At 67.9% G+C, this 13,094-nt stretch carries 13 protein-coding genes; 7 read left to right on the forward strand and 6 right to left on the reverse strand.

The annotated features are described in order from the left end of the window. Positions 1-781 (forward strand): universal stress protein (locus ACZ6DL_RS36640; protein ID WP_466058160.1); only part of this gene is annotated, 781 nt, incomplete at its 5' end. A 69-nt stretch (positions 782-850) separates the two neighbouring features. Here the strand turns inward: ACZ6DL_RS36640 and ACZ6DL_RS36645 are convergent. Together ACZ6DL_RS36645 and ACZ6DL_RS36650 are read right to left on the reverse strand one after the other, a co-directional pair. Next, a complete protein-coding gene (locus ACZ6DL_RS36645) occupies positions 851-3,649 on the reverse strand; it encodes a cation-translocating P-type ATPase (protein WP_466058161.1) in 2,799 nt (932 codons plus the stop codon). After that, on the reverse strand, positions 3,646-4,524 hold the full coding sequence (locus ACZ6DL_RS36650) for a DUF302 domain-containing protein (RefSeq protein ID WP_466058163.1): 879 nt from the start codon (positions 4,522-4,524) through the stop codon (positions 3,646-3,648). The genes ACZ6DL_RS36645 and ACZ6DL_RS36650 overlap by 4 nt, the downstream gene beginning before the upstream one ends. A 527-nt stretch (positions 4,525-5,051) precedes the next feature. On the opposite strand from ACZ6DL_RS36650, the gene ACZ6DL_RS36655 reads away from it, so the two are divergent. From ACZ6DL_RS36655 to ACZ6DL_RS36670, 4 genes are all read left to right on the forward strand, one after another. Further along, positions 5,052-5,387: a PfkB family carbohydrate kinase gene (locus tag ACZ6DL_RS36655; RefSeq protein WP_466058226.1), complete on the forward strand. Its 336-nt coding sequence runs from the start codon at positions 5,052-5,054 to the stop codon at positions 5,385-5,387. 203 nt (positions 5,388-5,590) lie between these two features. Then, a complete protein-coding gene (locus ACZ6DL_RS36660) occupies positions 5,591-7,036 on the forward strand; it encodes a serine hydrolase domain-containing protein (RefSeq protein WP_466058165.1) in 1,446 nt (481 codons plus the stop codon). Continuing rightward, positions 7,033-7,947 (forward strand): ABC transporter ATP-binding protein, encoded by a 915-nt coding sequence (locus ACZ6DL_RS36665; RefSeq protein ID WP_466058166.1) that lies wholly within the window; start codon positions 7,033-7,035, stop codon positions 7,945-7,947. Before ACZ6DL_RS36660 ends, ACZ6DL_RS36665 begins: the two co-directional genes overlap by 4 nt. Then, entirely contained in the window at positions 7,944-9,563 is a 1,620-nt protein-coding gene (locus ACZ6DL_RS36670; RefSeq protein ID WP_466058168.1) for an ABC transporter permease, read from the forward strand. Before ACZ6DL_RS36665 ends, ACZ6DL_RS36670 begins: the two co-directional genes overlap by 4 nt. Positions 9,564-9,591: 28 nt before the next feature. On the opposite strand, the gene ACZ6DL_RS36675 is transcribed toward ACZ6DL_RS36670, so the two are convergent. Continuing rightward, positions 9,592-9,762 carry a hypothetical protein gene (locus tag ACZ6DL_RS36675; RefSeq protein ID WP_466058170.1) on the reverse strand — a complete coding sequence of 57 codons (171 nt, stop codon included), beginning with the start codon at positions 9,760-9,762 and terminating at the stop codon, positions 9,592-9,594. Continuing rightward, positions 9,762-10,373: a mycothiol-dependent nitroreductase Rv2466c family protein gene (locus tag ACZ6DL_RS36680; protein ID WP_466058172.1), complete on the reverse strand. Its 612-nt coding sequence runs from the start codon at positions 10,371-10,373 to the stop codon at positions 9,762-9,764. The genes ACZ6DL_RS36675 and ACZ6DL_RS36680 overlap by 1 nt, the downstream gene beginning before the upstream one ends. A gap of 138 nt (positions 10,374-10,511) precedes the next feature. On the opposite strand from ACZ6DL_RS36680, the gene ACZ6DL_RS36685 reads away from it, so the two are divergent. After that, a complete protein-coding gene (locus tag ACZ6DL_RS36685; RefSeq protein WP_466058174.1) occupies positions 10,512-10,781 on the forward strand; it encodes a metal-sensitive transcriptional regulator in 270 nt (89 codons plus the stop codon). Between the two features lie 32 nt (positions 10,782-10,813). Beyond that, positions 10,814-11,227 carry a DUF302 domain-containing protein gene (locus ACZ6DL_RS36690; RefSeq protein WP_466058176.1) on the forward strand — a complete coding sequence of 138 codons (414 nt, stop codon included), beginning with the start codon at positions 10,814-10,816 and terminating at the stop codon, positions 11,225-11,227. On the opposite strand, the gene ACZ6DL_RS36695 is transcribed toward ACZ6DL_RS36690, so the two are convergent. Together ACZ6DL_RS36695 and ACZ6DL_RS36700 are read right to left on the reverse strand one after the other, a co-directional pair. Continuing rightward, positions 11,180-11,899 carry an SRPBCC family protein gene (locus ACZ6DL_RS36695; RefSeq protein WP_466058177.1) on the reverse strand — a complete coding sequence of 240 codons (720 nt, stop codon included), beginning with the start codon at positions 11,897-11,899 and terminating at the stop codon, positions 11,180-11,182. The two genes, ACZ6DL_RS36690 and ACZ6DL_RS36695, sit on opposite strands and share 48 nt — an antisense overlap. A gap of 79 nt (positions 11,900-11,978) precedes the next feature. Further along, entirely contained in the window at positions 11,979-12,974 is a 996-nt protein-coding gene (locus ACZ6DL_RS36700) for an Acg family FMN-binding oxidoreductase (protein ID WP_357963249.1), read from the reverse strand. Positions 12,975-13,094: the final 120 nt, after the last annotated feature.

Here is a 13,094-nt window from a genome sequence, read left to right on the forward strand (position 1 = left end):
TCGGTGCCGGTTGCATATAGTCACCTCCGTCGCCATTCAGCCCGGGTACGGTCCCGGTGCCACGCTGACCGAATCCGATGTGGAGTGGCTGCGCAAGGACGGGGAACGGGTGCTGACCGAGGCCGCTCGAGTAGCCAGGACAGCGGCTGCGGGCGAGGCGTTGGCCATCGATACCGAGCTGATCGTGGAGCAGATCATTCCGCAACTGATCGAAAGGTCCAGACACGCCAGGATGCTGGTCGTCGGCAGCCGCGGTCTCGGAGCCGTCCGTCGTGAACTGCTCGGCTCGGTGAGCACGGCGGTCACCCGCCACGCTCACTGCCCGGTCGCGGTCGTGCGTTCGACGTCCGCGACGGATGTCGTCTCGGCCGGCAGATCAGTCCTCGTCGGAGTGGATGGCACCATGACCAGCGTGCCCGCCCTCGAAGTCGCCTACGAGGAGGCCGCTCGACGTAAGGTCGGTTTGATCGCACTGCATGCCTGGAGCGACGCGAGTGGAATCGACCTCATGCCCGGCTGGGATGCGGTGCGGCAGCGGGAGGACGCATTGCTCGCCGAGAATCTGGCGGGGTTCGGCGAACGCTACCCGGAGGTGCCGGTGCGACGCGTGCTGGTTCGCGACCGGCCGGTTCGCTCGCTGCTCGATGAATCCGAAGACGCCCAGCTGCTGGTAGTGGGTAGCCATGGTCGCGGTGGTTTCACCGGCATGCTGCTCGGTTCGACCAGTGCCGCCTTGCTGCATTCGGTCGAGTGCCCGATGATCGTCGTACGTGAGCGATGAGGATGAATCGTGACAGCTCGGTGCTGATGGAGACGCGCGCTTCGCGTGCCCAGGCCGCCGGGAACCAGGTCACTGCCGATGGTGGCGGTCGCCTCCGCTGATCGCGTTCGGACGCGGCCTCGGACCCCGCACTGTGGCCGGATGCTCGGTGGCCGGCACGGCCCTGCGGCGCCGCAGCAGCCAGCGCCGTAGTTCGTCGGCGCCCCACACGATGAACGGATACGGCAGTGTGAACGCGAGCATGGCGGGAGTGAGTGCGGCTGTCCCGAGCAGGCTCTGTAAAACCGGTACGTAGATGATCGCCCCCGCGAGGGCGAGTTCGAAGGCGATCCCCCACAACAGCAAGCGATTGGACAGCACGCCGATCGAGCGCAGTGAGGCATGGTCGGTTCGTGCGGCGAACGCGGTGCCGATCTGGCCTGCGACCATACCGAAGAAGGTCATGGTGGTCGCTTGCTGGTAGGTGTGGTGCAGGGGCGTTCCGGGGCCGGTGGGGTCACCGGGGTGCCAGCCGCCGTGCAGTAGAACGAAGAAGAAGCCTGTCATGGCCAGGACCGCCGCGATCACGCCGAGGAACAGCCATGCGCGCAGCAGCATCGGTGTGCGGATCACCGATTCGCTGCGTTTGCGAGGCGGGCGGTGCATCAGGCCGGGCTCGGCCGCTTCTCGTCCGAGTGCGAGCGCGGGAAGGGTCTCGGTGCCGACGTCGAAGGCCAGTAGCTGCATCACGGTCAGCGGCAGCGGGACCGCGCCGCCGGAGAGCGCGAACACCAGCAGCGGTGTCACCTCGGGGGTGGTGTGGGCGAAGATGTAGCAGATGAACTTGCGAATGTTGTCGTAGACGCGCCGACCGGCCTTGATGGCCGCGGTGATGGTGGCGAAATTGTCGTCGGTGAGCACCATGGTGGCGGCCTCGCGGGCGACATCGGTGCCGGAACGGCCCATCGCCACACCGATATCGGCGCGCCGCAGTGCGGGCGCGTCGTTGACGCCGTCACCGGTCATGGCGACGACGTGGCCTGCGGCGCGTAGCGCGTCGGCGATGCGCAGCTTGGCCTCGGGCGAGGTACGGGCGAAAATGAGTTCGGCCGGTCCGGCCAGCAATTCGTCGAGTTCGTCCTCGCTCATCCGGTCCAGTTCGGCGCCGGTGATCACGATCGGCGTGCCACGCGTGATACCGAGCTGGTCGGCGACGGCCGCGGCGGTGAGGCCATGATCGCCGGTGATGACGATGACGCGGATGCCCGCAGTGTGGCACTGCTGTACCGCCTCGGCGACCTCAGGCCGCGGTGGGTCCTCCATGCCTATCAAGCCGAACAACACCAGGTCTTGTTCGGCCCGTTCCCGGCTCAGCGCCGCAGCTGAGCCCGGAAGCTCGCGCGCGGCGACGGCCAGCATCCGCAGGCCTTGCCGGGCGCGGTGGTCCACGAGTTCGGCGAGTTGCTCGCGGCGGTGCGGACTCAGCGGCCGGACGCTTCCGTCGGCACCGAGTTCGGCGGTGCACAACGGCAGCAGCGACTCCGGCGCTCCCTTGGTGTGCACCTCGAGTCGACCGTTCTCGTCGGCATCGACCGTCGACATCCGTTTGCGCACCGGGTCGAAATGGAACAGCCGCTGCCGGTAGCGCTCCCCGTCGACCTGCTGACCCAGGGCCGTGGCCGCGGCCAAGAGCGCCAGCTCGGTGGGGTCGCCCACTGCGGCTCCGGTGTCGGCGAGACGAGCGTTGTTGCACGCGGTCATCACTGCCGCGACGCGGGCCAGCGTGGGATCGCGCCTCGTAGTCGGGGCATGCGGGTCGTATGTTCCGGTCGTGGTGTCGATCGTGACCACCCGCATGCGGTTCTCGGTGAGGGTGCCGGTCTTGTCGGTGCAGATCACATCGGTGGAGCCGAGGGTCTCCACGGCGCTGAGGCGTTTGACCACCGCGCCGCGGCGCGCCAGATCCCGCACACCGATCGCCAGCGCCAGCGTGATCACCGGCAGCAGGCCCTCCGGGACGTTGCCCACCAGAAGTCCCACGGCGAAGACCACGGAATTGATCGGGGACAGTCCGGCGCCGAGCATCGCGAGCGGGATGAACGCCACCGCAAGCACAACGGAGATCAACGCGATCAACCAGGCCACGCGGCGCACCTGATGTTCGAGGGGGCTTTCGTCCGCCTCGACACGTTCCGACAGCGCGGCGATGCGGCCGAGTTCGGTGTGCATGCCGGTGGCGAAGACGACCCCGCGGGCTTCGCCCTCGGTGCAGGAGGTGCCGCTGAAGACGAGTTCGCGTGCCTGCGCCAGCGGCACCCCGGCGTCGACGGCGTCGGCGCTGCGGTAGACCGGCATCGATTCGCCGGTCAGTTCGGACAGATCCACCTCTATGCCGCCGTCGAGCAGCCGCGCGTCCGCGCAGATCCGGTCGCCCTCGGCGATGACCAGGACGTCTCCTGGCACCACATCGGTCGCCTCGATCTCGGTGATCTGCCCGTCCCGCACGACTTTCGCTCGCATCGGCAGATAGGCGGCCAGAGCCTCCACCGCCTGCTCGGCGTGCCGTTCCTGGGCGAATGCGAACGCCGCGTTGATCCCGATGACGACGACGATGGCGATCGCGACCGGGACGATGCCGACCGCCGCCGCCAGGGCAGCCGCCACCCACAGCAGCAGCGCCAGCGGGTGGGTGAACTGACGAACCAGATCTCGTCGCCAGCTTCGGCGGGTGCGCCGCTGCAGCATGTTCGGCCCGTAATGGATCAGGCGCCGTTCGGCCTCGCGCGTGGTGAGCCCGCTGCGGCTGCCACGCAGATCACGCAGCAGCAGATCGATCCGTTCGGTGGGATCGATTCGCAGACCCGGTTCCGCTTCGACCAGGCCGGTCATGTAGACGCCGTCGTCGCGTCTCGGAGACTGTCCAAGGCGGCGGTGAGGCGCTGCCGCAGCTCATCCGCGACCGAGCGCAGCCCCACTCGGCCGACGGCCCCCACCAGCACGTCGGGATCGATCACCTCGACCGCCGTGCCGCTCTCGATCGCTCGCACCACCACCCTGGACGACATCACCAGGGCGGCCTGCCGGTCGGTGAGCAGTGCCCGATATGCGAGGCTGGGATCGCAGACGTCCACGAGCAGGTAGTCCTCGATGTCTCGACCGGCGTTCGCCTTCAAAGTGGCCTGGATGTCGACCTCGGCTGTCACCATGAGCCCATGGTGTTGCAGTGCTTCCTTGGTGCGTTCGACCGCGACGCCGAACGGTGCGTCGAGATGGACCGCGATAGTCGCGGCCGGGGTCACCGGCACGCGGATCTCGGTCAGTAGGCGTCGAGGATCGGTGACGTCGTCCGGGCCGATCAGGTAAGCCTCGGTCGGCGGCCCGATCGGCCGGTAGCCGCCCTCGTGCATCCACTGCCGTAGCGCCTGATATGCCGCACCGAGGTCGTGGTAGCTACCACGGTGGCAGGTCCGGGCGACCAAAGTACCGGCCATCACGACAACCTGTGCGCCGGAACTCGGCCCGAGGTTGGGCGCGGGCTCGACCGGGACGCCGAATTCCACTGCGATCGCCTCGTCGGCGGGCATGTCGTCGTGGAAGGTGATCGTCGGCGCGCCACTGGCGGTCAACCCAGCGCGCTGCACGATTCGGCTCACCTCTCGCATGCCTTCCGCGATGTCCTGCCCCAGGAGATTTGGGCGGACCTCGCGTGGCACCCGCAGCACTGCCTCCGGCGCCGACTCGACCAGGGCCACCTGATACTCCACTGAATCCTCCTCAGCCTTCTCGGTTTGTCCTGCCACGAGCGTGCGCTCCCGGCGACGTGGCCGAACAGGGGCGAAGGTCCTGCCCTGATGGGGTAGTGCGACAGCGCTCGAGGACTTCGTGTGACCCGGTTCGATGTGGCGGCCGCTGCCCGGCGTGGCGGCCACAGGGGGTTCCGCCCGCGACCCAGGCGTCAGCGGTTGGCCCTTGCAGCCTGGAACCAATGCCCCCGGCGGAGGCGTCGAACCGGGTGCCGTGCAATGCCGAACGACTGTGCCAGTGGACTGTCGCCGCACGAAGCATGTCCGATTCTGCGGCACCGGACCCATGAAACGGGCCCTGCGGTAGCGACAAGGGACATCGGGCGCCGCGTGCACGGATGCGAGGACCTAAGTCCAGTGCCAGAGGGGCGGCCGACTCTGCTCCGGTCGCCGGCGAATGGGCAAAGTGATCGGTGTCGAACGATGGGTTGTCGTAGAGGGACGGATCGAGGAGGTTTCGGTGGGCCGGATCGTGACCTTGACGATGAATCCCGCGATCGACCTCGCGACCCGGGTGGCCGAACTCGTACCAACCGCGGGACTCGCACGAGTGGTTCGCGCCGCTTCCCGCTCGGGTGCGTAGCGGCATCGGCGCGGGCGACGCGATGGTCGGCGGCACCACGGTGGGGCTCACCCGGGGTTACGAACTGGCCGACGCCGTGCGTCTGGGTATCGCGGCCGCGACTGCGGCGCTCGCCACCACGGGCACCGGACCTGGTCGATCGGAGCACATCGCGGAGCTGTACCAGGAACTGCTGCCCCACCGCAGCAACGGTGGCGATGCCGATGATGTCGCGCGGCCGACGGCCCCGCGACTGCCGTAACCCGGCGAACTGTTCGCCTCGGGCACATCGGTATGTCGCGCGACCGCGCGTAGGGATCGAGGGCCGCGGTCGTCCGATCGCCGGCGAGGGGGGACATTCGGCCCCGGACTTCGAGTCGATGTCCTCCTCCACCGGTGGCCGCGGAGTCACACGCTGATAGGGAGGGCCACCACCGGCAGCGAGTGAATGGAGAAGCCGTGCTGATGAGTCAGGACATCCGGATAGCGGACCGGATCGGCCGCGTGTTCAACCGTCGAGCTGTTGTCGGCGCCGCAGTCGCGGTGGTGAGCGGGGGCCGGATGGACTTCGCTGGGCACGGTCTGGCCGACATCGAGGCGAACCGCCCTGTCACCGAAGACACCGTCTTCCGCATCGCCTCCATCACCAAGACATTCACCGCGATCTCGGTGATGCAGCTGTGGGAGACCGGCGTGATCGATCTGGACGCACCGGCGAGCGACTATCTGCGGGCCTATCGTCTCGTACCCGCCGATCCGCGGTTCGGGCCGGTGACGGTGCGCCACCTACTAACTCATACCTCGGGTATCGGCGAGACGGCGCACCCTCGTCGGGTGCTCAACCCCGATTTCGGGGAAAGTGTCTCCCCGGGCCGGCCGGTACCGGCACTGAGCGATTACTACCGGCACGGATTGCGGGTCCAGGCAGAACCCGGCAGCCGATGGACCTACACCAACCATGGCTTCGCCACACTGGGCCAGATCGTCAGCGACGTCACCGGCCTTCCATTCGCCGACTACCTGCGCGAGCGAGTCTTCCTGCCGCTGGGCATGTTCGACACAAGTGTCGCTCCGCCCGCGCCGACGCGGCGGGCCGTCGGGTACGCACTGCGCGCCCGCGGTCCGGAGGCGGTCACCCATCGCGAGATGATCACCGCCGCGGCCGCCTCGGCCTACTCCACTCCGCGCGACATGAGCAGATACCTCACCGCGTTGCTGGGCGGGGGCGGGAATGACTGCGGCTCCGTGCTCGAGGCTTCCACGTTGGCAATGATGTTCGCGCCGCAATACCAGCCCGATCCCCGTGTCCCGGGAATGGGCCTCGGATTCTTCCGCGGCGAGGCGGGAAGTCACCGGGTGATCGAGCACCAGGGCATTCTGCCGGGGTTCAACTCCCAGATCTGGCTGGCCCCCGACGACGGGCTGGGTCTCATGGTCTTCATCACAGGCGGGCATCGCGCGACGCTGTGGCTCCCGGCGGAGACCTCCGCGTTACTCCACGAACTCCTCGGTGCCCCGGAGTCGGCGATCCGCGACGACGTCGCGCACCACCCGGAGATCTGGCCGGAAATCTGCGGTTTCTACCCACTACCGGGCGCGCTCACAGATATCCGCGCTCGATCGATGGTGGGGGCCGGAGCCGAAGTGCGTATCAGCGGTGGTCGGCCGGTACTACGGGTGCTCACTCCCATTCCCGCTCTGCTGCGCGGGCTGCCGTTGCACCCTGATGATCCTGACGACCCGTTCGTCTTCGGCATCGATATGACCCGGTGGGGTATCGGCACCGGCCGGATCCTGTTCAGTCGCGAGCCCGGTGACGGGACGATGCGAATGCACTTCGATCTGCATCCGCTGACTCTGCGTAAGTCGAGAACCCCGATGACGCGTCGGGCGGAAGGGGCGCCGCGATGAGCGAGCCCGCGATCTCCATCACCGGTCTGACGAAGTCGTTCGGCCCGGCGAAAGCGCTCGACGGCCTGGATCTGAGCGTGAACACCGGTGAGGTGCATGGCTTCCTCGGTCCCAACGGCTCGGGTAAGACGACGACGATCCGCATCCTGCTGGGGCTGCTGCGAGCCGACACCGGTTCGGTACGCATGCTCGGCGGCGATCCGTGGTCGGACGCGGTGGCGCTGCACGCCCGGTTGGCCTATGTTCCGGGTGAAGTGATTCTGTGGCCGGGGGTCACCGGCGGTGAGGTCATCGACTTGATGGGGCGGTTGCGCGGCGGGATCGACCCGCGCCGACGGGCGGAACTGCTGGAACGATTCGATCTCGACCCGCATCAGAAGGCGCGCGCGTACTCGAAGGGCAACCGGCAGAAGGTCGCGCTCGTCGCAGCCCTGGCTTCGGATGCGGAACTGCTGCTGCTCGACGAGCCGACCGTGGGGCTGGACCCGCTGAAAGAAGCCGAGTTCCAGCGCTGCGTAGCGGAACTGAAGCGAGAGGGCCGGACAGTGCTGTTGTCCAGCCATATCCTCGCGGAGGTGGAGGCGCTGTGTGATCGGGTGAGCATCATCCGGCGCGGGCGCACCGTGGAAAGCGGCACTCTGTCCGAGCTGCGACACCTGACCCGAACCTCGATCGCCGTGGAGACCATCCGGCCACCCACCGGTCTGGAGGCGATGGCCGGCGTGCACGATTTCGCGTGTAACAGCACTCGGGCCAGGTTCGACGTCGACACCGCGCACCTGGACACCGTGATGCGCGCACTCGCCGAACTCGGTGTGCGCAGTCTCACCAGCAGCCCGCCCACGCTGGAGGACATCTTCCTTCGCCACTACGGCGCCGTTTCGGCGCCCGCGGGGCAGGCGAGCCGATGAGCGCCACGGCGATCTCTTGGTCGCCGCTTCGGGAGAATCTCTCCGGAGCCGGGACTCTGCTGCGTTTCTCGCTGCTGCGTGAGCGGTTCGCCCTGCCGGCTTGGCTGCTGGGCTCCGGCGCGTTGTTCGCTTTCCAGTCCCTGGGTAGTCAGCGCTTCTACGATTCCCCGCAGAAGCTGGCGCAGATCCGGGAGACGATGAGTGCCAGCGCGGCCACGGTGGCGATGGGCGGGCCGACAGGATTGCTCACGAGCATCGGTGGCGAGATCGTGTTCGAGATCTTCGCCTACCTCGCGGTGGTCGTCGCGTTGATGAACATGTTCCTGGTCGGTCGGCATACCCGCTCGGACGAGGAGACCGGGCGCGCCGAATTGCTCCGGTCGGCTCGGGTGGGCCGGCGGGCGCCCGCGGTCGCCGCCCTCGCGTTGGCGGGCCTGGCCGATATCGCCGTAGCACTGGTCGTTTTCGCCGCCGCTGTCGCTACCGGGCTCCCCGCGGGTGGATCGCTGCTGCTGGGAGTCGCGATCGGGGGCGTGGGAGTCACATTCGCCGCCGTCACCGCCGTCGCCGCGCAGGTCTTCGAGAATCCGCGCAGTGTCTACGGGGCGGTCGGTCTTGCCTTGGCGGCGGCCTATGTGGCGCGTGCGATCGGTGATGTGGGCAGCGGAGCCGCCTCGTGGGCGTCGCCTATCGGATGGGGTCAGCGTAGCTACCCGTACGCCGGCGACCGCTGGTGGACGGTGCTGCTGTTCGCCGTCGCGACGCTCACGCTGACCGCCGTGGCCTTCGCACTGCTGGATCGACGTGACTTCGGCGCCGGGCTGCTGCCGTACGGAACCGGCCGCGCCACGGCTTCTCGGGCGCTGGGCTCGCCGCTGGGCCTGGCCTGGCGGTTGCAGCGCGGTTCGCTGGCCGGATGGGCCGTAGGCGTCTTCGCGCTGGGGGCAGCGTACGGCTCGTTCGCCGAAAGCATCGAGGACTATCTCGCAGACAATCCCGAGATCGCCGCCTATCTTCCCGGTGGCGCCGCCGATGCGGTGAATTCCTATCTATCGCTGACTGTTTCGATCGTCGCGCTGCTCACCGCGGCTTTCGGCGTCGCGAGCTCGCTGCGTGCCCGCGGTGAGGAGACAGCGGGTCGGGCGGAGCCGCTGCTGGCCGCACCCGTCAGCCGGAATCGCTGGCTGGCGAGCCACCTCAGTGTCGCACTGGCCGGCGGTGCTGCGGTGTTGGCCGTCGGCGGATTCGGTGTCGGGCTGACCTACGGCTTGACGATCTCCGACGCCGTCCAGCCACTGCGAATGACCGGTGCGGCGCTGGTGTATCTACCCGCCGTCTGGTCGGTGACAGCGGTCGCGGCACTCGCCTTCGGCTGGGTGCCGAGGGCGGCTGCCGCCGTGGCATGGGCCACCTTCGCCTACTGCGCCGTGGCCTTGCTTTTCGCGGACGCCTTCGATTGGCCCGACTGGTTCGACGCCGCGTCTCCATTCACGCACACTCCGAACGCGCCGCTGCGGACCGTCACCGCCGCGCCGATACTCGCGATAGCCTCGAGTGCCCTGGTCGGCTCGGCGCTCGGTTTCGCCGGCTTTCGCCGCCGCGACGCCGGGTACTGAGCGAGATTTCGTCCACTCGCGCGCCGGGTCAGCGGAACCAGATGCGGCGAGGACGTCGCACTGGTTCCCGCTGGACGGTCTCGTCGTGACCGGAGCACCACTGGTCCGGCGGGGTGGCGGCGCGGACGGTGTCGATGTGCGCGCCGCAGCCGGCCCAGGTGGTCTTGCCGCAGACGCCGCAGGTGACGGGGGAGCACATCAGGGCTGTTCCTCGTTCCCGACGAAGGTGGGTGGGCCGTGGTAGGGACGCTGCAGCGCGGCGAATCCTGGAGTTGTGGCCGCGGTGACGATGGCATCCAGCAGTTCGTGGGCATGTTGTGCGGGGGGAGGCTCGGTCAAGACGGGGCCACCGAAGGCGTGGCCATCGATGCTGATGATGGGGCTGCCGCCACTCCCGCCGAGCGCGGTCTGGCTGGCGTGATGGGCGCGGGCCACTGCGGCGTCGTAGCGAGCGTCATCGAGCGATTCGAGCAGCGTGCGATCGCGTCCGGTCGCGTCCAGAGCTGTGGCTACCGCGTCGTCGACGTGCTGTGCGCGCACATGCAATCGCGGGCCGAGTGCCAGGTAGAGCGGTGTGAAGGCGGCTTGGCCGTCCTGCTCGACGGCGGCGGCGAACACGCGGCCGATCCGGCGCGATCGGGTCATCATCGGCGCGTGGTCGGCGTCGACGTCGCGACCGCCGTTGAGTACCGCCAGACTCATCTGGCGCAAGGTCACCACATGGTCGGCGCCGGCGCTGTCGAGCAGCCACTGCGCGGCCACCCAAGCGAATGGGCACACCGGATCCACGTATAGGTCGATATCGGCCATGGAAATCCTCCTGTCGCCGATAAAAGGAGATATACGGGTGGGGGTATAGTAGAACCTACTATACCCCCAGGGGTATATTGGTAGGTGTCATACCCCCAGGGGTATCATGGGATGCTGGCGGAGCAGGAAGGCGCAATCATGGTCGGCGACGAAACCGCCCTCACCGAAACACTCAACAGGCTGCGGCGCGCGCATGGTCAGCTCGCCGGCGTTATCGCCATGATCGAGCAGGGCCGGGACTGCAAAGATGTGGTCACCCAGCTCGCCGCGGTTTCCCGCGCACTCGATCGCGCCGGGTTCAAGATCGTCGCGACCGGACTGCGCGAATGCCTCACCGGCCAAGCCGTCGACGGACAGAATCCGATGACCGTCGAGGAACTGGAGAAGCTGTTCCTAGCTCTCGCCTGACTCGCAACCCCCCTCTACGGAAGGACCGCACCATGAATCTGGGACTGTCCACCACGTTGCACACCGGCTTCGACGACGCCGTCGCCCGGACCCGGACCGCCCTGAGCGAGCAGGGATTCGGCGTCCTCACCGAGATCGACGTCCGAGCCACCCTGAAAGCCAAACTCGACGAGAACATCGAGGACTACCTGATCCTCGGGGCCTGCAATCCATCCCTGGCCCATGAGGCGGTCGGTATCGACCGGCAGATCGGGCTCCTGCTGCCCTGCAACGTCGTCGTGCGCCGGAACCCCGACTCGGACGCCGAGATCCTCGTGGAAGCGATGAATCCGCAACTCATGGTCCAGGTCACCGACGAACCTGCCCTGCAATCGGTAGCCACGCGGGCGGGCGCCAAGCTACAGGCTGCCATCGACTCCTTGAGCACCCTGAGCAGCAGCCTCTGACGCGCCTCGCGCGGGTGTCTGCGGTGGCGTGGGCGCTTTCGACATCTCGGATGGCCGGTGTGCGGGTCCGAGCCGCTCTGCTCGCTGTTTGATACCACGCAGCATCTTTCGTTCCATGATGAGACTGCCCGGTTCCATCACGAGCACGGTGAACAGGCGCTTGAACGGGGACGCTCCGGTCAGTGCGATGCGGTTGCGGCTCACGAGCCGGGTCGCCGCATCCATGGGATAAAGGCCGAAGGACCAGACCCAGCGGCCGTCTTCGGACGCGAAGGTGAGATTGTGCTCGCTTTCGACAATCGCGACCCTCATACGCGGACCGGACTTGCCGATCGGGAAACTGTCGCCGACCGAGAGGTTCTGGAACTGCGGCAGGATCTCTCGGGCGCTGTGCATATCGAGGCCGAGCAGGTTCTCGATCCAATCGTAGGTGTAAGCGCCGCCGCGGCCGGGGCCCAGTTGAATCAGCCACGGCCAGATCTTGTCGGCGCCTGTGTCGATCGTGATCGCGCGCGTCGAGACGATATCGGCGTCCACCAGCAGATCATCACCGGGCATGACTCGCGCGATCTCTTCCCCGCAGGCTCCCCAGGTCAGCCATCTGGTGCGCAACCGGCTTCCGGTGTGCCTTCCGATCGCCGATCCGAAAGTGGCATGCATCGTCGTGTTCATGACGTCCAACTTCTCCTGATTTGGTTGTCGGCACCCTGCCCTGGCCTCGGGAGAACAGAGGCCAGGGCAGGGTGCGGCCTCACTGCGTCTCGCGGGTGGACTCGGGCAGGTCGAGGATCTCGCTGAGCGGGCGGCGTGGCGTCGCCGGACCGTTGGGCTCCGCTTCGGGCGCGATACCCACCCGGATCAAGACCTGCGGCAGGCCGGAGTGCCCGATCAGCTCGCGGACCACGGCGCGGCTGCGCGGTATTTCGGTCAGATGAGTCAGCGGGCAGGTCGCGTACCCGGCGAGGGTGCATTCCAGGAGCACCGTGGACAACACCTCACCGCAGCGCACCAGGTCCTCGGCTGTGTCGCGGTCGGTGGACAGCACGAGGATCAACGAATGGTCCTCGGCCTCGCCGCGTCGTTCGCCGGTGGCGGCGGTGGGGAATTTGCGGGCCACGGCTACTCGCGACCGTTCCTCCTGGGATATCAAGGCTTCGCTGGGCACGCCCGCGTCGGCGATCGCGTGTCCTGTCCACCATTGCATTTCGGCGTGGTATCCGGCGTCGTAGCGGCGCAGGGCCGCGCTCATCTCCGAGGCGCGGGCCAAGGTGGGGCGGCTGTCGTCTCCCAGGACGTCGAGCGTGGCGTCGGAGGGATCGAAGGTCGCCCGTAGGACCTCTTCGAAGTCGGGCCATCCGGTGGGCGCTCGGAACGGGAGCCGGTCGGTATGCCGCCGCAGGATGGCGTCGGCGCGGGCACGGTCGCCCTCGGTGACTATCCGCGCCGGTTCGAAGGTGATATTGGCCAGGTGCTCGCGGCGGTTCGGGTCGGGGAAGCGGGCGAGGTGGATCCGCCATCCCGCGGCGGCCATCGCGGCGCGCAGATGGTCCAGTGCGATACCGCAGCTGAGCAGCATCTGCCTGCCGGAGGTGTCCGTCGCCGAAAGCATGCGTTCTGGCACGGCGAACAGCCGCAGGGCGTGGCCGTCGAAGCTCCAGTGCCAGGGTTGGCTGTTGTGCAGGGACGGCGCCCGGCCGGCGAGCAGGACGGCCTTCTCGATGGTCTCTCCGGTCGGTAGCTGGTTCATAGTGTCACGGTAGGGATCGAGAGCCGATGCCCGGAGGAGTCGTAGGTCCCGAATTCCACCGCAGGTGGTCCTTTGTAGGACTGCCGCGTGACCTCGGCCTCTGGACGGCCGGCATCGGTC

It is taken from the genome of Nocardia sp. NPDC041819, assembly GCF_055590505.1.

Bases quoted from the DNA above. Each gene is read 5' to 3' on its own strand.
- ACZ6DL_RS36675 (WP_466058170.1), bottom strand. From the start codon at position 9,762: ATGTGCTCCCCCGTCACCTGCGGCGTCTGCGGCAAGACCACCTGGGCC.
- ACZ6DL_RS36690 (WP_466058176.1), top strand. From the start codon at position 10,814: ATGAATCTGGGACTGTCCACCACGTTGCACACCGGCTTCGACGACGCC.
- ACZ6DL_RS36645 (WP_466058161.1), bottom strand. From the start codon at position 3,649: ATGACCGGCCTGGTCGAAGCGGAACCGGGTCTGCGAATCGATCCCACC.
- ACZ6DL_RS36670 (WP_466058168.1), top strand. From the start codon at position 7,944: ATGAGCGCCACGGCGATCTCTTGGTCGCCGCTTCGGGAGAATCTCTCC.
- ACZ6DL_RS36700 (WP_357963249.1), bottom strand. From the start codon at position 12,974: ATGAACCAGCTACCGACCGGAGAGACCATCGAGAAGGCCGTCCTGCTC.
- ACZ6DL_RS36680 (WP_466058172.1), bottom strand. From the start codon at position 10,373: ATGGCCGATATCGACCTATACGTGGATCCGGTGTGCCCATTCGCTTGG.
- ACZ6DL_RS36660 (WP_466058165.1), top strand. From the start codon at position 5,591: ATGAGTCAGGACATCCGGATAGCGGACCGGATCGGCCGCGTGTTCAAC.
- ACZ6DL_RS36685 (WP_466058174.1), top strand. From the start codon at position 10,512: ATGGTCGGCGACGAAACCGCCCTCACCGAAACACTCAACAGGCTGCGG.
- ACZ6DL_RS36665 (WP_466058166.1), top strand. From the start codon at position 7,033: ATGAGCGAGCCCGCGATCTCCATCACCGGTCTGACGAAGTCGTTCGGC.
- ACZ6DL_RS36695 (WP_466058177.1), bottom strand. From the start codon at position 11,899: ATGAACACGACGATGCATGCCACTTTCGGATCGGCGATCGGAAGGCAC.